We start from the raw sequence: 21,630 nt of genomic DNA on the forward strand, positions 1-21,630 counted from the left end.
CCTAGCACCGCTAGTGACACGATGACGATCAACGGCCCGGACGGGCCACTCGTTTTAGCACGTCAACGCACATGCTTAGACCAAACTACCAGGTAAACGGCGCGGCCGTTAATCGGCCCCACCGCGTGTTCTAATCCCGGAATTGATCTGCGGTCTCTATCACCGCTTTACGCAGGTCATCGACCTTTGGGCCGCGTTGCAAGACGGCGCGCGACACATTCGCAAATCCATGCTGCGGACACTGCGAGACAATAGCGTTGACCTGTACGGGACCCGCCCCTTGGGCGCCGACGCCGGGAAGGAGCACTGGGCCGTTTAGGACGTCCAAGCCGGGCGGATTCTCCACCGTCGCGCCCACCACAACACCCACGCTTCCGGGCACGCCGGCCTTTTTCTCCGCGGCGTTAAAGGCTGCGCACTCATCCACAACTGCTTGCGCAATGGAGTCCGCGGTGCCTGCAGGCACCGCCTGAATGGCACGCGCTTCCGGGTTAGAGGTGGCCGCTAGGACAAATACACCGCGGTTGTTTTTTTGCGCGGTGGCAATAGCCACGCCCAGCGCCCCCACTCCGAGGTAAGGCGATAGGGTGAGCGAGTCAGCGCGCAGGGGCGAGCTCTCCCCTAGCCAGGCATCACCATAGCCTTCCATGGTGGAGCCAATGTCGCCACGCTTGGCATCTGCAACCGTGAGGCATCCCACCTCGCGCAAGCAGGCCAGCGTTTCTTCCAAGACCGCAAAACCTGCGGCTCCGAAGCGCTCGAAGAAAGCCACCTGCGGCTTCACCAGGGCAGCGGTATCTGCAAAAGCATCGACGCAGCGCAAGCTAAATGTGCGCAAACCCTCCGCGCTATTATCCAATCCCCACTGTTCTAAGAGGTAAGGGTGCGGGTCAATGCCTACGCAGAGCCGTCCGCGTTCGCGGCCGGCGGCTGCCAAGCGCTGCCCAAAGGTGTTAGTTGCGTGGTCCATGCTCAAGCTCCTGAAGTGCGCGGACCTGCAAATCACCTTGGCGCAAAGCCTCGATACCCTGCACCGCCGCTGTAATACCCTGGACCACCGTGACAAGTGGCAGGCCCATGTGTACCGCTGCGGCGCGGATATCATAGCCATCGTGGCGTGCACCGGCCGAACCGGCTGGGGTATTGAGGATCCAGTCAATCTCGCCGTTAAAGATTTTGTCCACGATGGATTCTTCTCCATCCTTGGCCTCGGAAACTTTCACGGCAACTTCGCACTCGATGCCGTTGCGCCGCAGCATCTGCGCGGTACCGGAGGTGGCGACGATCTTGTAGCCCATACGCGCCAGGCGCTGGATGGGGAAAATCAAAGTACGTTTATCGCGGTTGGCTACGGAGACGAAAATGGTCCCTTCCGTAGGCGGCACGGCAAAAGCCGCTATTTCGCCTTTGGCGTAAGCAGCACCAAAGTTCGTAGCCAACCCCATAACCTCGCCGGTGGACTTCATCTCTGGGGACAATAGGGTATCCAAAAGGCTGCCGTCTGGCCGGCGGAATCGCTCGAATGGCAAGACCGCTTCCTTGACCGCAATCGGGTGGTCGAGCGGCAATGAACCGCCATCATAGGCCGACGGGATGAGACCCTCTTCCCGCAATTCCGCGATGGTCGATCCCATCATGATGCGGGCCGCAGCCTTGGCGAGCGGCACGCCCGTCGCCTTGGAAACGAACGGAACGGTACGCGAAGCGCGCGGGTTGGCCTCGATGACATAAAGGATGTCGTCCTTTAGAGCGAACTGGACGTTCATCAGGCCCTTAACACCAATGCCCTCGGCCAAACGGCGAGTAGACTCGCGCACTTTGTCGATATCCTCTGGGCCTAGCGTCATCGGGGGCAGGGCGCAGGAGGAGTCGCCGGAGTGAACGCCGGCTTCCTCAATATGCTCCATCACGCCGCCGAGGTAGACCTCATTGCCATCGCACAAAGCATCGACATCGATCTCGATGGCCGAATCCAAGAAGCGGTCCACCAATACCGGGTGGTCTGGGGAGAGCTCGGTGGCGCGGTAAATGTAGTTCTCCAACGACTGCTCATCGTAGACGATTTCCATTCCGCTACCGCCCAACACATAAGAAGGGCGAACCAGGACTGGGTAACCGATGGATGCTGCTACCTTCCGGGCTTCCTCGAAGGATGTAGCGGTTCCATACGCGGGCGCTGCCAGCTCTGCCTCATCGAGAACCTTGCCGAACTCACCGCGGTCCTCGGCGGAATCGATGGCAGCCGGGCTGGTTCCCACCACTGGTACTCCGGCGGCGTGGAGACGCCCTGCCAAGCCCAGCGGAGTTTGGCCACCCAGCTGTACCAACACACCGGCGACCTCACCGGAGGCTGACTCCGCGTGGTAGACCTCCATGACATCTTCGAAGGTCAAAGGCTCGAAGTATAGGCGGTCGGCGGTGTCATAGTCCGTAGATACCGTCTCCGGGTTGCAGTTGATCATCACCGTTTCATAGCCTTCGCGGGAAAGCTCAAGGGCGGCGTGCACGCAGGAGTAATCGAATTCGATACCCTGGCCGATGCGGTTGGGTCCAGATCCCAAAATGATGATCTTGCCCTTCGAGCCTTCCGGCGCGGGGTGGACCTCGGTCTCCGCATCAGGGTCGAGCTCATAGGAGCTGTAGTGGTACGGCGTTTGCGCCTCGAATTCGCCGGCGCACGTATCGACGGTCTTGAAGACGGGGCGGATTCCCATGCGCCACCGCAGGCTGCGTACGCCGTCTTCGCCGTTGAACTCGGGGCGCAGGGCGGCAATTTGGGCATCAGAAAGGCCAAAAACCTTTGCCTCGCGCAAAAGCTGCTCGGTGAGCACGGGGGCATCTACGAGCTCCTGGCGAAATTCCACCAATCCCTCTAGCTCCGCGATGAACCACGGGTCCACACCGGAGGCTGCGTGGATCTCATCCACCGAAGCACCGAGGCGTAAAGCCAGCTCAATGTCATACATGCGGCCCTCGGTGGGGCGCTCAAGATCCTTGAGCACCGCTTGTACGTCGGTGGCGCGCTCGCCCGCGAAATATTCATCTGGCTTGGTCCAGAAACCGCTGGGCTTGTTTTCTAACGAACGCATGACCTTATTCAGGCCGGAGATATAGTTGCGGCCGATGCCCATGGCCTCGCCCACCGATTTCATCGTCGTGGTCAAGGTGTCATCGGCACCGGGGAACTTCTCAAAGGCAAAGCGGGGAGCCTTGACAATGACATAGTCTAAGGTCGGCTCGAACGCCGCTTGAGTTTCGCCGGTGATGTCATTTTGCACCTCGTCCAAGGTGTACCCGATGGCCAATTTCGCGGCCAACTTGGCAATGGGAAAACCCGTTGCCTTAGATGCCAGCGCCGAGGACCGGGACACGCGTGGGTTCATTTCGATGACGATGATGCGGCCATCTTCTGGGTTCAAGGCGAACTGGATATTACAACCGCCGGTATCAACACCGACCTCGCGGATGATGGCGATGCCCAGATCACGCATCTTCTGGAACTCGCGGTCCGTCAGCGTCAGCGCGGGAGCCACGGTGACAGAGTCACCGGTATGCACACCCAGGGCATCGACGTTTTCGATAGAGGCCACGACCACCACGTTATCGTCACCATCGCGCATCAGCTCAAGCTCGAATTCTTTCCAGCCAAGGATGGATTCCTCGATCAGCACGTTGGCCTCAGGCGAGGCCGCCAGTCCGCCGCCGGCGATGCGATCCAGATCCTCGTTATTAAAGGCTAGGCCGGAGCCCAGGCCACCCATGGTAAAAGACGGGCGCACCACCACGGGCAGGCCAAGCTTGTCGACGGTCTCGTGGACCTCGTCCATGTTGTGGCACACCGCCGAGCGCGCGGATTCTCCGCCTACCGAGGCCACGATATCCTTAAACTTTTGGCGGTCCTCACCGCGTTCGATGGCATCAATATCGGCGCCAATGAGCTCGATATCATACTTATCCAAGATGCCCTGGCGGTCCAACTGCACCGCAGCGTTCAGCGCGGTTTGTCCGCCCAAGGTAGCCAAGACGGCATCAATGGGGTGGCCTTCGTTAGCCTCCTTGACCAGAATTTTTTCGATATATTCCGGTTCGATGGGCTCGACGTAGGTGTGGTCAGCGAATTCCGGATCCGTCATGATGGTCGCGGGATTGGAATTCACCAAGGTCACGCGCAGACCTTCGTCCTTGAGAACGCGGCAGGCCTGGGTTCCCGAGTAGTCGAACTCGCAGGCCTGGCCGATGACGATGGGCCCGGAGCCGATGACCAGGACGTGATTAATGTCAGTGCGCTTAGGCATAATATTTCTTCCCTTTCCTGGGTGACTACTTATTCGGGGTGTGGTTGGCCATAAGCTCTAAGAATTGATCAAAAAGCGGGTTGGCATCGTGCGGGCCTGCTGCCGATTCCGGGTGGTACTGGACTGAAAAGGCCATGCCATTGCGCAGGGCAACGCCCTCGACTGTGTCATCATTCAAGCAGATATGCGTAATGTGGGCCGGGCCGAAGTCCGAGTCGAATTCGGCGTCTTTATTCGCCAGGTCATAATTATCGGGGACTTGCAGTGCGAAACCGTGGTTTTGGGAAGTGATATCTATCTTGCCAGTCAGCAAGTTGCGTACCGGGACGTTGATGCCACGGTGGCCAAATTTCATCTTATAGGTGGACAAACCGAGCGCACGACCTAGAAGCTGGTTGCCAAAGCAGATGCCGAAAAACGGGATCTTCGCCTCGAGCACCTTTTTGATGGTATCGACGGTGTCATCGGCGGTGGCCGGGTCTCCTGGGCCATTGGAGACGAATACGCCATCCGGGTTATGGGACTGGATTTCTGCAAAGGTGGTCGTGGAAGGCACCACGATGGTCTCTATACCGCGCTGAGAAAGGTAGCGCGGCGTAGCGGATTTCACGCCCATGTCTAAGGCAACGATGGTGTATTTTTTCCCTCCCTTAGCCTCAACAACATAGGGCTTATCGGTGGATACCTCGGCTGCGAGATCCGCTCCCTCCATGCTAGGTTGACCCTTTACCTCTTCGAGGAGTTCCGCCACCGGCCGGTTAGCAGCCTCGCCGGAGAAGAGTCCCGCTGAGATAGAACCGTAGTTGCGCAGGTGGCGCACCAAGGTGCGGGTGTCGATGCCGCGGATACCAATGACACCTTGGGCTTGCATTTCTTCGCTCAAGCTGCGCTCAGCACGCCAGCTGGATACGCGGCGAGCCAGATCGCGGATAACGAGGCCGGCGACCCAGATATTATTGCCGTGGGACTCGTTGTCCTCATCGTTCCAGCCGGTATTGCCAATGTGTGGGGCGGCCGATACAACGATCTGACGGTGGTATGACGGATCCGTCATGGTTTCTTGGTAACCGGTCATCGCGGTGGTGAATACGGCCTCACCGAGGGTAGTGCCGGTCGCGCCGAAGCCGTAGCCACGGAAGGTACGCCCATCCGCAAGGACAAGGATTGCTGGGGTTTTATCAGTCACGTCGTGGCCTTTCTGTGCCTTGATTGGATGCTGTGTGCAAGGTTAGTCCTGAATAGCGGCGTTTAAATCGAACGTCACCGAGCCGCGCAAGATAGTGTGCGTGACTCGCGCACTAAATTCCTCGCCTGCATAAGGGTTGTTCTGAGACTTGGATGCGAGCTGCGCGGAATCAGATACCCAATGGTGTTGTGGGTCGACGATGGTCAGGTTGGCCGGCTCCCCCACTTCCAAGGGGCGACCGTGGCCTGGCAAGCGGGTTATCTCGGCGGGACGCTCAGACATTACGCGAGCGATAAAACGCCAGTCCGCCAGGCCCGTTTCCACAAAGAGCTTGGCTATGACCGCGAGCGAGGACTCCAGCCCCAGCATGCCAGGGCGCGCATTTTCGAATTCCACGCATTTGTCTTCGGAGCCGTGCGGCGCGTGGTCGGTGGCCACGCAGTCAATAGTGCCATCAAGAAGCGCCTGGCGCAGCGCCTGCGTATCACGCTCTTCGCGCAATGGCGGGTTCACCCGAAACAGGCCATCGTAGGTGCGCAGTTTGTCATCGGTCATGAGCAGGTGGTGGGGGGTGACCTCTGCAGTGAGTGGAATATCATGTTCCTTTGCCCACTCCAGTAGTTCCACCGTGCCCTGCGTCGAGGCGTGGCAGATGTGCACGCGGTTGCCGTAATCGCGGGCCAGCAAAGCGTCGCGGGCGACGATGGATTCCTCCGCAACGCGCGGCCAACCGCGCAGGCCCAAACGGGCGGCGTTTTCGCCCTCGTGGGCGGACGCCCCACCGGTCATGCGATCATCCTCGGCGTGCTGAGCAAGCAGCACATCCATGCCCTTGGCGTATTCCAGCGCGCGGCGCATCAATTGGGGGTTTTGCACGCACTTTCCATCATCCGAGAACATGCGAACCTTGGCATCGCTACGCGCCATCATGCCAAATTCCGTGAGGGATTTGCCTTCCAAACCCTTGGTGATGGAACCGACTGGGTGGACATCACATAACCCGATTGCCTGGGATTTTGCCCAGACGGATTCGGCGATGATGGGTTGGTCCGTAACCGGCGTTGTATTGGCCATAGTAAAGACCGCAGTAAACCCACCCTTGGCCGCGGCCTTGGAACCAGACTCAATGGTCTCGGTGTCCTCGCGGCCTGGCTCCCGCAGGTGAACGTGCATGTCTACGAGGCCAGGCAGCAGCACGTTGCCGCTGCCTTCAATAATCTCGGCTTCCTCTGCCTGTACCTCAGGCCCGATGGAGTCAATAATCCCATCGCGAATAAGGACGTTGGTGGGCTCGCCTTCCCCGTACAGACGAATATTTTTTATCAATAGTGGGTTCTCGGCCACGGCAGAGAGCCGCCCGGTGGCTGGGTACTCAGTCATTTTCTCTCCCTTTAAGAGGCTATTGTCTGCCCGATTTAAATCCCGGCGTTATCGCCATTTGTCAGCAGCGTAAAAAGCACTGCCATGCGCAGGTGTACACCGTTGTTGACCTGTTGCAATACCGTGGTCTTGTCCATATCGGCCACGGCGTAGTTAATCTCCATGCCGCGCAGCATAGGACCGGGGTGCATGACGATGGCATCCTTGTGCAAGGCCGCGGCGCGCTGCTGCGATAACCCGAATAGCTGCGCATACTCCCGGTGGGAGGGGAAGAAGCCGCCGTTCATGCGTTCTTGCTGCACGCGCAACATCATCACCACATCGGCATCAGCAATCTCGGCATCAAAGTCATACGATACGCGCACCGGCCAGTTGTCAACGCCCCAAGGCATTAAGGTCGCAGGGGCCACGAGGGTAACCTCGGCGCCCAAGGTGTGCAGCAGATCCACATTGGAGCGAACCACACGCGAGTGCAGGCAATCCCCAACAATCTTTACCTTCAGACCCGCAAATCCATTATCGCCGCGCAGGCCAAGGCGCTGGCGCATAGTTACGGCATCAAGCAGTGCCTGCGTCGGGTGCTGATGTGCACCGTCGCCGGCATTGATTACGGCCGGACCCTTCCCATCCGGATCCACCCACTGGACCAGCTGTTGCGGCGCGCCGGAGGACGGGTGGCGCATGATGATGGCGTCGGCACCAATGGCTGCCAGCGTCAGGCCCGTATCTTTCAGGGACTCCCCCTTTTTCACTGATGACGTGGACGCTGAGAGGTTGATAACGTCAGCGGACATCCATTTGCCGGCCGTTTCAAAGGACGAGCGCGTGCGCGTGGAGTTTTCATAAAAGAGCGTATAAATTGTGCGGCCACGCAGCGTCGGGAGTTTTTTAACCTCGCGGCCATCGAGCGCCTCGCGGAAGCGATCGGCCTCATCCATGAGGGCGATGATCTCCGCGCGGGATAATTCCGCGGTATCGATGAGGTGTTTCATGAATGTATTCCCCTTATCTGCGCGGCATGGCCAGCGGACGTAGAGCGGGTAAGAATGACGGCATCGCGTCCATCGATGTCCTGGATATATACGGAGACATCTTCTTCCCGCGCCGTGGGCAGATTCTTGCCCACATAATCGGCGCGGATGGGAACTTCGCGGTGCCCGCGGTCGACCAATACGGCCAACTGAATGATGGAAGGCCGTCCGACATCGCCCAAGGCATCGAGGGCAGCCCGGATGGTGCGGCCGGAATATAGGACATCATCGACCAGAATGACTGTGGCATTATCGATACCACCGTCTGGAATTGAGGTCGGTTGCAGGGCGCGGTGCGGGAAGTTACGCAAATCGTCCCTGTACAACGTGATGTCGAGTGAGCCCCACGGAACGGGGACCCCGGAAAACTCATGTATTTTCTGCGCGAGGCGCTGCGCTAAGGGCACTCCCCCTGATGGGATGCCCAGCAAAATGACCCGCGGAGACTCCGCGGAATCGAGCGCCGTCTTTTCAATAATCTGGTGCGCGATGCGTGCAACGGTACGCGAGACATCATCGGAGCTTAAAAGCTCCAACTCGTTCGCGTTCACGTCAGTTCCACTCATCGTGACCTCCTTCCCCGCCTCACGGTGCGGTCATTAAAGGATGCCTGTCAATGGACTTTGAGACGTCTATGCTGATAGACACGTATTACTTTAGCACCTCACCCGCCATGTGGGTGAGGCCCAGTCGAAAGAGGTGCATTACACAATGAGTTTCTCCGCACAACACGTAGTTCCAGCCGCCCGCGAACATGTCTGGCAATGGCATACCCGGCCAGGGGCGCTGACGCGCCTCAACCCGCCTTTCGCTTTTATGAAGCCGGTACAGCAGGCCACCGATCTGGGAGATGGTACCTCCCTGCTCGCCCTACCCGGGGGTGTGAAGTGGACTGCCCAGCACGACCTGGCGCACTACCAAGCCGGGTATAGCTTCAGCGATGTCTGCATCAACACACCCATCCGCAAATTTGTCAAATGGCGCCATACGCACCGTTTTGCCGATCACCCAGACGGGACGCTAATTACAGATGAAGTCGATACCCGCATTCCTGCTAAGGCCCTCAACTCGGTATTCGCCTACCGGCAGCACCAGCTGATCGAGGACATTTCCTTTGAAAATCGCCTCCGCGAAAGCCAGCTCGGCGACAAGCCTTTGACCATTGCTATGACCGGCTCGCGCGGCGGCGTTGGCAGCGCGCTTACCGCGCAGCTCCAGACCCTAGGCCACACCGTGATCCAGCTCGTGCGCGGCACGGCGGAATCCGGCCAGCGCGAGTGGCGGCCACATCACCCGCATCCCGATCTGCTTGAGGGTGTCGACGTACTAGTGCACCTAGCCGGCGAACCCATCTTTGGGCGCTTTAACGATAGCCATAAGTCCGATATCCGCGACTCCCGCGTGGGCCCTACCGAAAATCTCGCACGCCTGGTGGCCTCCACCGATTCCGTGCACACCATGGTATGTGCCTCTGCCATCGGCTTCTACGGTGTTGAGCGCGGCGATGATTTACTAACGGAGGACGCCGAGCGGGGCGAAGGCTTTCTTGCTGATGTCGCGGCGGACTGGGAACAAGCCTGCGCACCCGCCCGTGAGGCAGGAAAACGCGTGGTCAATATCCGCACCGGCATCGTGATGTCCGGAAACTCCGGGCTACTGCCACTGTTGCGCGCGATATTTTTCACAGGGTTGGGTGGTGCTTTTGGTGACGGCAACTTTTGGTATAGCTGGGTTGCCTTAGACGATCTCACCGATGCATATATCCGCGCCATCGTCGACGAAAAGTTGGCGGGACCGGTCAATGGGGCATCCCCAAACCCCGTGCTCAACAAGGAATTCGTCTCTGCTTTAGGAGCTGAATTACACCGCCCCACCATACTGCCGATCCCCACATTTGGCCCCGCCCTACTCTTGGGCAAGGAAGGCGCGCAAGAACTCGCTTTGGCCGACCAACGCGTGAAACCACAGGTGCTGGAGAACATAGGCCATACCTTCCGCTACCCCACTATCGACGCTGCCTTGGCCCACGAACTCGGCGGCGAGAGCCTGCTATAGGTCCAGGCCATTGCAGTGCTCCGGGCTGCGGGAGGGCGTCGTCGTTAACGTCAAGGAGGATGACGTGAGTAAACTCCAGCCCCTTCGCGTTGTGCATCGTTATCACGGCCACCGGGCGCTCCTGGGAGGTCCGGCGCCCGGCGCTAACGGCAACGTCGTGCTCGCCCAACTGGCGGGCAATCTCCTCCCCACGCTGGTTGGTTCGGGTGATAGCCCAGAGGGCAAAGCAGTCCAAACGAGTCTCAGCGACAGCCGGAAGACTCATGAAAGGAGCCCGAGTTTCCGGCTGGAAACAAGCCATCGACCAGATGGCCGTGGCCTACCCCGACAGTTTCGACAATTACCGATAAACCAAACCCCACACTCAAACAACTTGACACGCTCAAGCTAAATACATTTTCGATCCATCCGCGATCAGGCCTGACCCGGTGTGTCTACTTTTCGAGGTCAAGCCCTACCCTCCCTCAATCCTGATAGCGCCTCTCAACTAAATAAAACTTACTAATTCCCCTCTTCCTCGCTAGCGAACCACCTTCACAAGTCAAGTAGCAAGACTGGCCCAAGGCTGACTCTAAATAGTTAGATTGATTGAATGAATGGGTTCAACACGGCACCGCATAGAAAGAAAATCTATTGGAAGCGTTTAACCCATCGTGCCCCGCCCGCTAAAGTTGAATAACGCCGACGCATGCAAGCAGTTTCACTACATCGGGAAAATTATGATTCAGAGCCCCAGACCAGTCTGTACTGGAGAGCACACGTAGTGAGAACCCCGGAATCTCCTTCGGACAACACCTCTCCAACTATCAAGCGAAGTATTTCGCACACGAGCTTGAGCGGAGTTATGCCAATGACCATGTCGGCAAGCTTGCAGGACTGCTTTTTGACGCCCAGGCGGAACCCAAGCCTCACCAGATTGAGGCAGCATTATTCGCGCTGAAGGGGAACGCGACAAGAGGCGTCGTGTTGGCTGATGAAGTTGGCCTCGGTAAGACGATCGAGGCAGGCATTGTTATTACGCAGATTTGGGCAGAGCGTATACGCCGCATTCTTATCGTTGCTCCTGCCAGCCTCCGTCAGCAGTGGAAACAGGAACTGTACGAGAAGTTCTTGATCCCATCCGAACTACTTGACTCAAAATCCAAGGCAAGGCTCCTGGCCAACAAGACGCCTGGCCAGGTCTTGATTGCCTCCTACGAGTTTGTCCAACAAAACAAGGCGGATCTGATGCGCCCATGGGACTTAGTCGTTGCCGACGAAGCCCACCGGCTACGCAACTTCTATAAGGGCAAGAAGCATGCCCAAGTAGTGCATTCGGTGGGTGAGGTTTTTGATGGCACAAACAAGGTAGTGCTGCTCACCGCAACCCCACTACAGAACCGCCTAGAAGAACTCTACGGTCTTGTCTCTATTTTCGACCCAGAGCACTTTCGATCTATCGATGTTTTCCGCCAACGGTATGTGAAGGCAGGAAGCACCGGATTCAGCCCCGATGACTTGGCGGAGCGCGTCGGCCAGTTGACTAAGCGTACCTTACGGCGTGATGCAGAGAAGTACATCCGGTTCACCAAGCGTGACCCATTGACCGTGAAGTTCCAGCCTTCACAGGCGGAACTGGATCTTTATGACCTGGTTAATGCCTACCTCCAGCGCGATACTTTGTATGCGTTCAATGACTCGCAGCGAGCGCTTTCTTCGCAGGTGATGCGCAAGCGATTGGGTTCCTCAACATACGCCGTGGGGATTACGCTTCGTAGAACAGCGAATCGGCTGGCGGAGGAGCTGGCAGCAGGTCAGCCGCACAGCGATCGTATGCCACTGTTCGATTTCGACAACGACATGCTTGATGAGGAGCAGGCAGCGTATGAGGCGTTTGGTGACCTCGTGGAGAAGCACGAGGACTGGTCGGACCCGGAAGTCCGCAAGAAAGTGCAGAGCGAGATTGATGAGCTCAGAGAGTACGCGACGCTCGCCGAATCGATCCACCAAAATCAGAAGTCACTGAAGCTCGGTGAGGCCATTGAGCGTGGCTTCGCGAGACTGCGTGAGATCGGTGCCCCTGAAAAGGCCATCATCTTCACCGAGTACAGCGACACCCAAAACTTCATCGCGGAAACCCTGCGCCAAGCGGGTTATGCCGAAGGGCTGGTACTGTTCAATGGCCAAAACGATTCGCCTGAGGCGACTGCGATTTATCAAGAGTGGCTCACAAAGAATGATGGTAGCGACGTCATTACCGGCAACCCGTCGGCGGATCGTCGAAAAGCTCTTGTTGACTACTTCCGTGAATCCGGCTCGATCATGATCGCAACGGAAGCGGCATCAGAGGGCATCAACCTGCAGTTTTGCTCAATGCTGATCAACTACGATCTGCCGTGGAACCCGCAGCGGGTGGAGCAGCGAATCGGCCGCATTCACCGTTATGGCCAGAAGCACGACGTTGTCATCGTCAACTTCTTCAATGAGGGCAATGCAGCTGAGGCTCGCATCCTGGAGTTACTAGAGAACAAATTCCACCTCTTCGATAGCGTCTTTGGCGCTAGTGACGAGGTGCTGGGCCGCATTGAGAGTGGTTTCGACTTCGCTCAGGAGATTGCGAAGATCTACGACAGCTACCGCACTGCTGACGAGATCAACCAGGCGTTCAAGGAGCTTGAGAAGAAGTACGCCGCCGCTGTGAGCGAGGACATGGCTGGGGCGAAGGCGAAGGTTTTCGACAACCTTGATCCGTCAGTTCGTGACCGCTTGAAGTCCTACGACGAGCAGTCTGGTGAGGTACTGAACAAGTTTGAGCGGCTGCTTCTCCTCCTGACCATAAGCGGCTTACAAGGAAGGGCCACATTTGAAGGCGACGGCCGCAACTTCGTTCTAAACGCGCCACCGTCTAAAGGTATCGCAGCTGGCCGTTATCACTTCAAGTCCTCGCCGAGCGACAATTCCAAGCAGTACCGCTACCACAGTGATCTGGCGAAGTTCGTCATCGATGGTGCCCTGAGAGCGGACACGCCGTGCCAGACGCTCGTGTTCGACATCAGCAAGTCCGATCGCGTGAGCTCCCGTATGAAAGAACTGGCTGGACAGTCCGGTTCCCTCGCTGTCCAGGGATTAACATTCAAGATGAAGGCCGACGACAGCGATATTTCCGAGAGTTACTTGCTCGCTGCAGGCATCACCGAGTCCGGCGAAGTACTGAACCAAGAAGATGCAGCAGAGATGATGGATCTGCGCGTCGTCGACACGTTGGATATAGCTGGGCCGCTCAACACGGATCTGTTAGCGGCAGCGATCGAGCAGCAGCGGGAGTCTCTAGAAAAGGAAGTTCAGCACCGCAACTCGAGCTACTACAACCAGCAAGAAGAACTGTTTGAAAGTCAGATCCTTGACCTCGACACGGAGCGCAGGAAAGCTGTCCGCGAGATTGAGAAGAAGCGAAAAGACCTGCGCAGGAAAGCTACTCGCGCCGACGACCCGATGGAGCAGCTGCGGTTCAAAAAGAAGGCCCGAAATCTTGACGACGAAATCGATTCGATCGAGGAACAATATCAAAAAGAGAAACGAAAACTGCGTGACAATATCGACGAGTTGCTTATTATGATTAGGCAGTCGCTTCAAGGCAAGAGGTATGAAAAAGAGCTGTTCACTATCCGGTGGCAGATAAAGGCGTAAACGAAGATAGTCAAAAGGAAGAACAATGAGCGAAGAGCAAGACATGATCAACGAAGTTCCTGGCAGCAGCCCCGAGTTCCGTACCGAACTGGCCGAGCAGCTCGCCGAAATGGCCCCCGAAGCGATTGCTGACGGCAAGATTGACGTAGAGAAACTCAAGGAGCTTCTCGAGGGCGACGCCTCAGACACCAGCGAACGCTTCGGCCTGTTCTGGCCAGGCAAAAAACGCGCTATGCGCGCAGCGCAGACTCCGACGACAGCGACGCTCCGCCCAGATAAGGAAAACTCCAAAGACTGGGAGGCCACAAAGAACGTGTTCATTGAGGGCGATAACCTCGAAGTGCTGAAGATTCTGCAGAAGCACTACCACGGCAAGATCAAGATGATTTACATCGATCCGCCATACAACACTGGCAAAGACTTCGTGTACCCCGATAATTACAAAGAGGGCCTCGAGACATACCTCGAGTGGTCCAAGCAGGTCAACGAGGACGGCAAGAAGCTGTCGTCCAACTCGGAGTCCGAGGGCCGGTACCACTCCAATTGGCTGAACATGATGTACCCGCGGTTGAAACTTGCGAGGAACCTTTTGACCGACGATGGGCTAATTTTTGTCTCCATTAGCGACGATGAATACACACATTTGAAGAAGATACTGGATGAGATATTCGGCGAAAATAATTTCGAAGGATCGATTCATTGGCGGCGGCGGCACAACCAGCCTAATGATAAAACTAAGTTAATCGGGCTTGTAGCTGAACACATCTTGGTTTACTCAAGAAATAGTGTTTTCTTGAAAAAGGCAGGGGGTTGGAAAGCTACCGCTTACAGGAAAATTTACAAATCCCGACGATGACCCTCGTGGGCCTTGGAACTCAAAACCGTGGAAAGCGGGCTCTGGACAAGGCGGTTCATCATACAGTATTACTACGCCTACTGGCCAAATCTATACAGAAACTTGGATGGGCGAAAAAGCAACCTTTGAAAAACTTCTAGAAGACGGGCGCATTATATTCACCAAGAATGGAGCTGGCCTTCCTCGAAAAAAGCAGTTCCAATCCGAGCGGCAGGCGGAGGGGCAAGCAGCGTCAAATTGGTTTAACCACGATCAGTTTGGGAGTAACCAGGAAGGATCCGCCGAACTGGAGGAATTATTTGACGGGGTAAAATCGATCTTCGATAATCCTAAGCCGACGAGACTTGTCGAAAATCTAGTTTTGCTTGGAAATCTAAGAGACAATGACATTGTTTTAGATTTTTTCGCTGGTTCGGCGACTACTGCGCACGCAGTTTTCAATGCTAATATCAGGGATGGAATTCAACGGCGTGTAGTTGCCATACAGCTTCCTGAACCAAACCCTAGACATTCCGTGGCCAACAAAGCTGGTTATGCCACAATTGCGGATATTTCACGTGAACGAATCCGCCTCGCGGGTGCCAAGGTATCCGAAGACTACTCAGCTGCATTTGAAAGCCGTGAGAATGCATTGGATATCGGGTTCCGCTCCTACAAGCTCGCCGATACCAACTTCGCCAAGTGGCGTTCCAACTCTGACTTAGACGCGACCCAACTCGAGCAGCACCTGATGGATCTCCGTGAAAGCGCTGACGACGACGCTACCCCTGATGATCTTTTCACCGAGATTCTGATCAAGCAGGGTCACTCGTTGGTCGAGCAGATTCGTGACCGCAATATCGGCGGTCTGTCGTATAAAGCGGTGGTCCGAGTCGATAACGAAGACGGCGACGAAGACACGCTGGTGCTCGCTTACCTTGACGAACACACCAAGCCGACCCTGGCACAGCTTCGTGAAGCTATGGAGATCAAGCCAGCTCAGTTCATCATGCTCGAGGATGCGTTCCAAGGCGACGACGAGCTGAAAACCAACCTGGCCCAAATCTGCAAGACCAACGGCATCGAGCTTTGGACGGCGTAAGGGATCAACATGAAATTCAAGTTTGATGCCAAGCAGGAGTACCAGGTTCAAGCGATTGATTCAGTTACCAACCTGTTCGAAGGCCAACCGAACGACGCCGGGGACTTTCTCACAACGCTCCAGACCGAACGAGTGCTGCCAGAGACCAACAACCAGGCGCTTGACATAGATCTGAGTGAAGAGGTTGGGGCCGTCGGCAACAACTTCTTGCTGGATGAAGCAACTGTGCTTGACAACCTCAAGTTAGCACAGAACAAGCAGGGGCTTGAACCAGCAAAGGAGCTTATTGACGGCCTCCAGTTCGACATCGAGATGGAGACCGGTACCGGCAAAACCTATGTGTACCTCCGCACGATTTTTGAGCTGGCGGAGAAGTACAACTTCACCAAGTTTGTCATTCTTGTGCCCAGCGTTGCGATTCGCGAAGGCGTGAAAACAAGCATCGAGCTGATGCACGACCACTTCCGCCAGCTATACCCTGCGTTGCCGTTTGACTATATGGTCTACAGCGGTAAAAACGCTGAGGAAGTACAATCCTTTGCTACGGCGACAGGCATTCAGATCATGATCATGACGATCGGCTCCGTGCGTGGCCGCGGAAACAACTTGATCATGAACCAAACCCGCGACAAGCTCAACGGGTTGCGTCCGATCGATTTCCTGCGTGCGACACGGCCGATTCTGATTATGGATGAGCCGCAGAACATGGAGTCTGAACTATCCAAAACGGCGCTGGCAGGCATGGATCCGGCCTTCATTCTTCGCTACAGTGCGACGCACCGCGAAACGCGAAACCTTACCTACCGTTTGGACCCGGTGGATGCTCATGAGCTGGGACTGGTGAAACAGATCGTTGTGGCGGAAGCCACGGAGCATGGTGGCGACGCCAAGCCGTACATCAAACTTCTTTCCATCGATAGCAATCCGTGGCAGGCGAACCTCGAGTTGGTGTGCCGCAAGAAAGACGGATCGCTAACCCGCCAAGTGAAGAAGGTGAAGCAGAATCAAGACCTAGAGAAGATCACGGGTAATCCCGCATATGAGAACAACTGGCGAATCAATGAAATCAACCTCGAGGGTCCAGGGTTCATCGAGCTGACCAACCACGGCATTCTCCAAGTCGGCGACACGATCGGTGGCAACGACGAGACCGTATACCGCGAAATGATCCGCGAAACCATCCGCGAGCATTTCCGCAAGGAATCGCTGATGCGACCGCTCGGTATCAAGGTGCTGAGCCTCTTCTTCGTGGATAAAGTGGTCAGCTACCTCGGAGACGGTGCCGACAACACCACTGCCGACGGCAAGTTTGCCCAGTGGTTCGACGAGCTCTTCATTGAGGAGCGAGACCGATTCCCGAAATACAAAGACCTGCTCCCGCAGGACCCAATTGAACTGCGGCGCGCTTACTTCTCGCAGATCAAAAAAGGCGTCTACGGAGACACGTCAGGTGTAACGGCCAAGGATGATGACTCCTACGACCTCATCATGAAGGACAAGGCCCGACTGCTGAGCGAAGACGAACCGGTTCGGTTCATCTTTTCCCACTCTGCGCTGCGCGAAGGTTGGGACAACCCGAACGTATTTCAAATTTGTACCCTGCGTGAAATGGGTTCCGAGACCGAGCGCCGCCAAACAATCGGACGTGGACTGCGACTGCCCGTGAACCAGACCGGCGAGCGCGTAGCGGACCGTTCCGTAGCCCAACTCACCGTCGTAGCTAATGAGTCCTACCAAGAGTTCGCCACCAACCTTCAAAAGGAATACAAGAAGGCTGGAGTGGCGATTGGGTACATCCGCAAGGGCGACTTTGCCAAGCTGCCGAAAGCCGACGCGGAACAGCAAGAAAACCTAGGCTATACTACATCCGCCGAGATCTGGGAACACCTGAAACAGCGAGGCTTCTTGAACAAAGACGGCTTCGTCACCGCATCGTTCACCCCGGATGCCGACGAGTTCTCCCTCGGCCTGGCAACAGAGTACAGCCCGGTAGAAGAAGCAGTCATCGAGGTACTACGCCGAGCGAAGATTGAGCACTACGTAAAACCAAAGCGTGCTCGAACGACGCGCGAGCTAAACAAGCAGTTGTACTTTCAATCGCGCGAATTCGAAGATTTTTGGGAGAAGGTCAGCCAACGCACGACCTATAGCGTCTCAGTTGATCGCGATGTATTGATCAAGAACTCGGTACAGAAGATCAAGAAGGCTGAAGAGATTGCGCCCCTTCGAATCGAAGTGAAGAAAGCCCGGTTGGCTGTCGCTCGCGGCGGCACCAAAGGTTCAGAAACAAGCAGCCGCACGGCTGAGCTGCGAGGTGGGTACAAACTGCCCGACATCGTGTCTGAGCTCCAAGAAGCAACGTCGCTCACCCGCAAAACAATCATCGACATCCTCATCCAGAGTGACCGCCTTGACGAGTTCATCTCCAACCCCAACGACTACATCAAGATGGTCAAAGGCATCATCGAAGTCGAACTAGCAGCAATCGTCACCGAAGGCGTGCAATATGAAAAGATCGGCGGCAGCGTGTACTCGCTCACCGAACTTCAGCAAGACGGCATCGAAGAAAAGCAATACTTCCTTGACAACCTGTACAAGGTCAAGAACCGCGAGAAAACCGACTACGACTTCGTCGTCTACGACTCCGAAGCCGAGCGCCGATTCGCCGAACTCCTCGACGACCGCGAGGACATCAAACTATTCCTGAAGCTACCGCCGAAGTTCAAGATTGATACCCCGGTCGGACCATACAACCCCGACTGGGCAATCGTGAAACAGGTAGACGGCGAAGACAAGTTGTACATGATCCGCGAAACAAAGAGCACGATGATCGAGCATCTCCTGCGCACAACCGAGCAGGCCAAGATCGATGCCGCCTACGAGCACTTCAAGACAATCGGGGTTGACTACGCGAAGGCAGTCCCGGGGAATTGGAATATTTAAGATGACGAAACAGACTACGGCTACCCGCTCCGCTGGACGGGCATTAAACAAAGGATCAGAATGGCGGAAATGGGACCTGCACGTGCATGCTCCTGGTACTCGCCAAAATGATCAGTACATGATCGACGGTAAAACTATCAATCACTCGGAGGCTGCCTCCGAAAAAATTTGGGATAAATTCTGTCAAATCATCCACGCTTCGGATGTAGACGTTATCGGCATAACCGACTACTTCACCTTTAATACGTACTTTGCTTTTATCAAGGAATACAAAGAACGCTACCCTGAAGATCAAAAGGTCTTCTTTCCTAACCTTGAGCTCAGACTTTCCAATGCTGTGAACAGCTCAGGCCAGCACGTCAACTTTCATATGCTATTTCCGGATAGTCTAACCGAAGACGAAGCCGAGAACTTCCTACGTAACCTAAAACTGATCCAGTCATCCCCATCAGGCACTAAGAAGCTATCAGTTTGGGATTCAAGAGACTGGGATGAAAACGCGGTTAAAACACTCTCGGTATCGTTTGAAGCTTGCCTCGAGGCAGCTAAGGCTAGTTTCGATGGCATCGAAGACTCCAACTTGTACGATGCCACTTACTTGATTGCCTCGGGGAAAAAGGACGGGATATCCCCAGGAAAAGACAAGACCTCCGGTGCTAAAGAAAGCCCAAAGGACCGAAATGCCGTTTTAATTGATGAAATCGACCTTCGCGTTCATGGAATTTTTGCGAACTCGAGTAGCCGCGACCACTGGCTGCGACCCGAAATACGGTCTAGCTCAGATGATAGAAAATTTGCACCCCATCCGACTTTCGGAGGTTGCGATGCGCATGACTTCGAACGGTTGGAGAATGCACTAGGAAAAACAATTCCCGAAGGGAATAATCAAGCAGAAACAACTTGGGTGAAAGCTAAACCTACATGGGACGGGTTACTACAAACTTTAGTAGAACCAGACAGTAGGGTGATGCTGCAGGAGTTGTCACCTGATGCTAAAGAGGACTATTTAGTAATCGATTCTGTGGAGTTCAAAAACACCGCTAATTTTCCGCAACGGATTGAGCTCAACCCAGGATTGAATGCCATCATTGGAAGCAGATCTTCTGGCAAGTCTTCTCTACTTTCGCACATCGCTTATGCGATCTCCCAAGATGGGACGATTAAAGCACAGAAAAAATGTGGAATCATCGAGCCAGGACCTGCTGCCGGCTATAAGTGGTCCACGGTGGAAAACGACTTCTGCCAAATCAACTGGCGAAATGGATCCGCCGAAGGCGGCTACCTAGTCTATATTCCACAAAACTTTCTCAATCAACTCAGCTCCCAGCCGGAACAAGTGAATGAATACATTGTTCCTGCAATAGAGAAGAACAACCAGGAATTATATCAGTCGTACAGCACGAATCAAGATAAAATAAAGGATTTGCAGACCCAAATTGATACCGCGGTGGGAGAATGGTTCCATCATTGGTATTCCGTTCAATCAATAGCTGCTACGATCAATAAACTTCCAGATTCTGAGGCTCTCTCTAACGAAAAGAAGAAAATCCAAAATCAAATTGCATTGCTTAGCAAGTCAGCGAATCTCACCCAGGATGAACTTGCGCAAAGCAAAGCCGCACAGGATGAGATAAAAACCCTCGAAGAGAATATTCGAGGCGCGAAGAAGCTCGTCCCGCTAGCGGAATCTCTGATCACAACATCTAGTTCCGGCGAGCCTGCATATAAGTCTGAATTTCTTCGCCTGGAGGTAAACTTTCAAGAGCTCGCGGAAATCGCTTACCCAGAGGATCTTTCACCCCTGAATCAAATAGTCTCCGATGCAAAGAAATCTCTTGAGATCGAACTGGGAAGCAAAATTGCCGTGTTAATCAGTAATAACAAAGCGTTGATTAAAGAGAGCAAGAAACAACTTACCCAACTTCTCTCCACCCACAATAACCTATTTGAACGAGTTAAAAGCAACTCAGCAATCGCTGTCGAGCGCCAAAAGATTTTCCAGATTGAAAACAAGCAAAACGAGCTCAATAAGCACCTGGAGCGAAAGAAAGAAACAGAGAACCAGCTTTCTCATTGCTCTAAAACCATCAGCGATCTGATTTCAAACAGGATTGACCTAGAACTGCAAACAGTCGAGGATTTTAACTCCCAAAGGCTATTGGTAGAGGAAAAACTTAAACTCTCACTGGAGAGTCAATTTACAGAGGAGAACCTAGAATCAATCTTCAAACCGATTTCTAAACGGGGCAACAAGGATCTTCTGCACGAAAATGAGCAGACACGCATCAACGATATTCAGAATAGCCCCGGTCATTTCCTGGAGATAATGGCGTCCGAACAAATCACACTCCTCAAGGGCTCCGATCCGGAGATGGTTGCAAAATCTATTCTGAAAGCGTCTCCCGATTTTCGGTTCTCTGCAGAGATGGATGGCGACACCATTGGCGGATTCAGACAATCAACGATGACCCCAGGAAAGCAAGCGCTCTTCGCCCTCACACTGATTTTGAGTGACTCAAGCGACACATGGCCACTGTTGATTGATCAGCCAGAAGATGATCTGGATAGCAAATCCATCTTCTCCGAAATCGTTTCCTTCTTGAAACAACAAAAGCACCGGCGCCAAATCATTATGGTTACCCATAATGCGAATCTAGTCGTTGGTGCTGATGCAGAGCTCGTACTAGTGGCCAACAGAAATGGCGACGACCGACCAAATGAGGCAGCCCGAACATTCGATTATTTGTCAGGGGCACTTGAAGAATCTGGGAAAGATCCTAATGCAGCTTTCGAACTCGATCGAGCCGGCATTCGGGAACACGTCGTAGACATCCTGGACGGAGGTGAGACGGCATTCATCAAACGACGTCAAAAGTACAACCTGTAGTGACCGAACTTTGGGTGTCCGGGAAGTGAATGTTCGCTTCCAGTCACACACCATCGTTAATACAATCATCGATCCCACCGCCGGTAGCCTGTCTGTCGAACAACACCTTCACTAATTCTGACGAATCGTTTGTGCTCTGTGGCGGACTTGGCAGTGTTCTTTTCGGGAGATGGACACGTAATGAGCAGGCGGGGAACCACAAGAAGGGCAACACCCGATCCCTTGGATGCCACCCTTCGAGGTTCCAATG

13 protein-coding genes are annotated in these 21,630 nt (G+C 55.0%); 6 read left to right on the plus strand and 7 right to left on the minus strand.

Translation table 11 applies throughout. The features are described from left to right. Window positions 1-130 precede the first annotated feature (130 nt). From pyrF to pyrR, 6 genes are read right to left on the minus strand one after another with little or no spacing between them, the layout of a single operon-like run. Window positions 131-970 (minus strand): orotidine-5'-phosphate decarboxylase, encoded by an 840-nt coding sequence (pyrF, locus tag D9V82_RS02015; protein ID WP_121910736.1) that lies wholly within the window; start codon window positions 968-970, stop codon window positions 131-133. Continuing rightward, window positions 954-4,295, minus strand: a complete 3,342-nt coding sequence (gene carB, locus D9V82_RS02020) for a carbamoyl-phosphate synthase large subunit (protein WP_121910737.1) — start codon at window positions 4,293-4,295, stop codon at window positions 954-956. The genes pyrF and carB overlap by 17 nt, the downstream gene beginning before the upstream one ends. A 25-nt stretch (window positions 4,296-4,320) precedes the next feature. Further along, the gene (gene carA, locus D9V82_RS02025; RefSeq protein ID WP_238995897.1) at window positions 4,321-5,481 is read right to left on the minus strand and encodes a glutamine-hydrolyzing carbamoyl-phosphate synthase small subunit; all 1,161 of its coding nucleotides are present in this window, start codon (window positions 5,479-5,481) and stop codon (window positions 4,321-4,323) included. 42 nt (window positions 5,482-5,523) lie between these two features. Next, window positions 5,524-6,861 (minus strand): dihydroorotase, encoded by a 1,338-nt coding sequence (locus D9V82_RS02030; RefSeq protein ID WP_121910739.1) that lies wholly within the window; start codon window positions 6,859-6,861, stop codon window positions 5,524-5,526. Between the two features lie 35 nt (window positions 6,862-6,896). Then, the gene (locus D9V82_RS02035) at window positions 6,897-7,853 is read right to left on the minus strand and encodes an aspartate carbamoyltransferase catalytic subunit (protein ID WP_121910740.1); all 957 of its coding nucleotides are present in this window, start codon (window positions 7,851-7,853) and stop codon (window positions 6,897-6,899) included. Then, window positions 7,850-8,458 carry a bifunctional pyr operon transcriptional regulator/uracil phosphoribosyltransferase PyrR gene (gene pyrR / locus D9V82_RS02040; protein ID WP_121910741.1) on the minus strand — a complete coding sequence of 203 codons (609 nt, stop codon included), beginning with the start codon at window positions 8,456-8,458 and terminating at the stop codon, window positions 7,850-7,852. Before pyrR ends, D9V82_RS02035 begins: the two co-directional genes overlap by 4 nt. Window positions 8,459-8,603: 145 nt before the next feature. Here pyrR and D9V82_RS02045 point away from each other — a divergent pair, with 145 nt between their 5' ends. Then, window positions 8,604-9,947 carry a TIGR01777 family oxidoreductase gene (locus tag D9V82_RS02045; RefSeq protein ID WP_121910742.1) on the plus strand — a complete coding sequence of 448 codons (1,344 nt, stop codon included), beginning with the start codon at window positions 8,604-8,606 and terminating at the stop codon, window positions 9,945-9,947. Here D9V82_RS02045 and D9V82_RS02050 read toward each other — a convergent pair. Beyond that, window positions 9,898-10,212: a 3'-5' exonuclease gene (locus D9V82_RS02050; protein ID WP_167449709.1), complete on the minus strand. Its 315-nt coding sequence runs from the start codon at window positions 10,210-10,212 to the stop codon at window positions 9,898-9,900. The two genes, D9V82_RS02045 and D9V82_RS02050, sit on opposite strands and share 50 nt — an antisense overlap. A 512-nt stretch (window positions 10,213-10,724) precedes the next feature. On the opposite strand from D9V82_RS02050, the gene D9V82_RS02060 reads away from it, so the two are divergent. The 5 genes from D9V82_RS02060 to D9V82_RS02080 all read left to right on the plus strand — a co-directional run bounded on the left by D9V82_RS02060 (window position 10,725) and on the right by D9V82_RS02080 (window position 21,380). Then, window positions 10,725-13,613 carry an SNF2-related protein gene (locus D9V82_RS02060; RefSeq protein ID WP_420826864.1) on the plus strand — a complete coding sequence of 963 codons (2,889 nt, stop codon included), beginning with the start codon at window positions 10,725-10,727 and terminating at the stop codon, window positions 13,611-13,613. Between the two features lie 25 nt (window positions 13,614-13,638). Next, a complete protein-coding gene (locus tag D9V82_RS12540) occupies window positions 13,639-14,469 on the plus strand; it encodes a site-specific DNA-methyltransferase (RefSeq protein ID WP_121910745.1) in 831 nt (276 codons plus the stop codon). Window positions 14,470-14,575: 106 nt separating this feature from the next. Continuing rightward, window positions 14,576-15,550, plus strand: a complete 975-nt coding sequence (locus tag D9V82_RS02070; protein WP_121910746.1) for a DNA methyltransferase — start codon at window positions 14,576-14,578, stop codon at window positions 15,548-15,550. Between the two features lie 9 nt (window positions 15,551-15,559). After that, the gene (locus D9V82_RS02075; RefSeq protein WP_121910747.1) at window positions 15,560-18,493 is read left to right on the plus strand and encodes a restriction endonuclease; all 2,934 of its coding nucleotides are present in this window, start codon (window positions 15,560-15,562) and stop codon (window positions 18,491-18,493) included. Window position 18,494: 1 nt separating this feature from the next. Continuing rightward, window positions 18,495-21,380, plus strand: coding sequence for a TrlF family AAA-like ATPase (locus tag D9V82_RS02080; protein WP_239088644.1), 2,886 nt, complete (start codon window positions 18,495-18,497; stop codon window positions 21,378-21,380). Window positions 21,381-21,630: the final 250 nt, after the last annotated feature.

Origin of the sequence: Corynebacterium macginleyi, from assembly GCF_003688935.1 — a bacterium.
Taxonomy (GTDB): Bacteria; Actinomycetota; Actinomycetes; order Mycobacteriales; family Mycobacteriaceae; genus Corynebacterium; species Corynebacterium macginleyi.

Bases quoted from the DNA above. Each gene is read 5' to 3' on its own strand.
- pyrF (WP_121910736.1), bottom strand. From the start codon at position 970: ATGGACCACGCAACTAACACCTTTGGGCAGCGCTTGGCAGCCGCCGGC.
- carB (WP_121910737.1), bottom strand. From the start codon at position 4,295: ATGCCTAAGCGCACTGACATTAATCACGTCCTGGTCATCGGCTCCGGG.
- D9V82_RS02030 (WP_121910739.1), bottom strand. From the start codon at position 6,861: ATGACTGAGTACCCAGCCACCGGGCGGCTCTCTGCCGTGGCCGAGAAC.
- D9V82_RS02035 (WP_121910740.1), bottom strand. From the start codon at position 7,853: ATGAAACACCTCATCGATACCGCGGAATTATCCCGCGCGGAGATCATC.
- pyrR (WP_121910741.1), bottom strand. From the start codon at position 8,458: ATGAGTGGAACTGACGTGAACGCGAACGAGTTGGAGCTTTTAAGCTCC.
- D9V82_RS02045 (WP_121910742.1), top strand. From the start codon at position 8,604: ATGAGTTTCTCCGCACAACACGTAGTTCCAGCCGCCCGCGAACATGTC.
- D9V82_RS02050 (WP_167449709.1), bottom strand. From the start codon at position 10,212: ATGAGTCTTCCGGCTGTCGCTGAGACTCGTTTGGACTGCTTTGCCCTC.
- D9V82_RS12540 (WP_121910745.1), top strand. From the start codon at position 13,639: ATGAGCGAAGAGCAAGACATGATCAACGAAGTTCCTGGCAGCAGCCCC.
- D9V82_RS02070 (WP_121910746.1), top strand. From the start codon at position 14,576: ATGGGCGAAAAAGCAACCTTTGAAAAACTTCTAGAAGACGGGCGCATT.
- D9V82_RS02075 (WP_121910747.1), top strand. From the start codon at position 15,560: ATGAAATTCAAGTTTGATGCCAAGCAGGAGTACCAGGTTCAAGCGATT.
- D9V82_RS02080 (WP_239088644.1), top strand. From the start codon at position 18,495: ATGACGAAACAGACTACGGCTACCCGCTCCGCTGGACGGGCATTAAAC.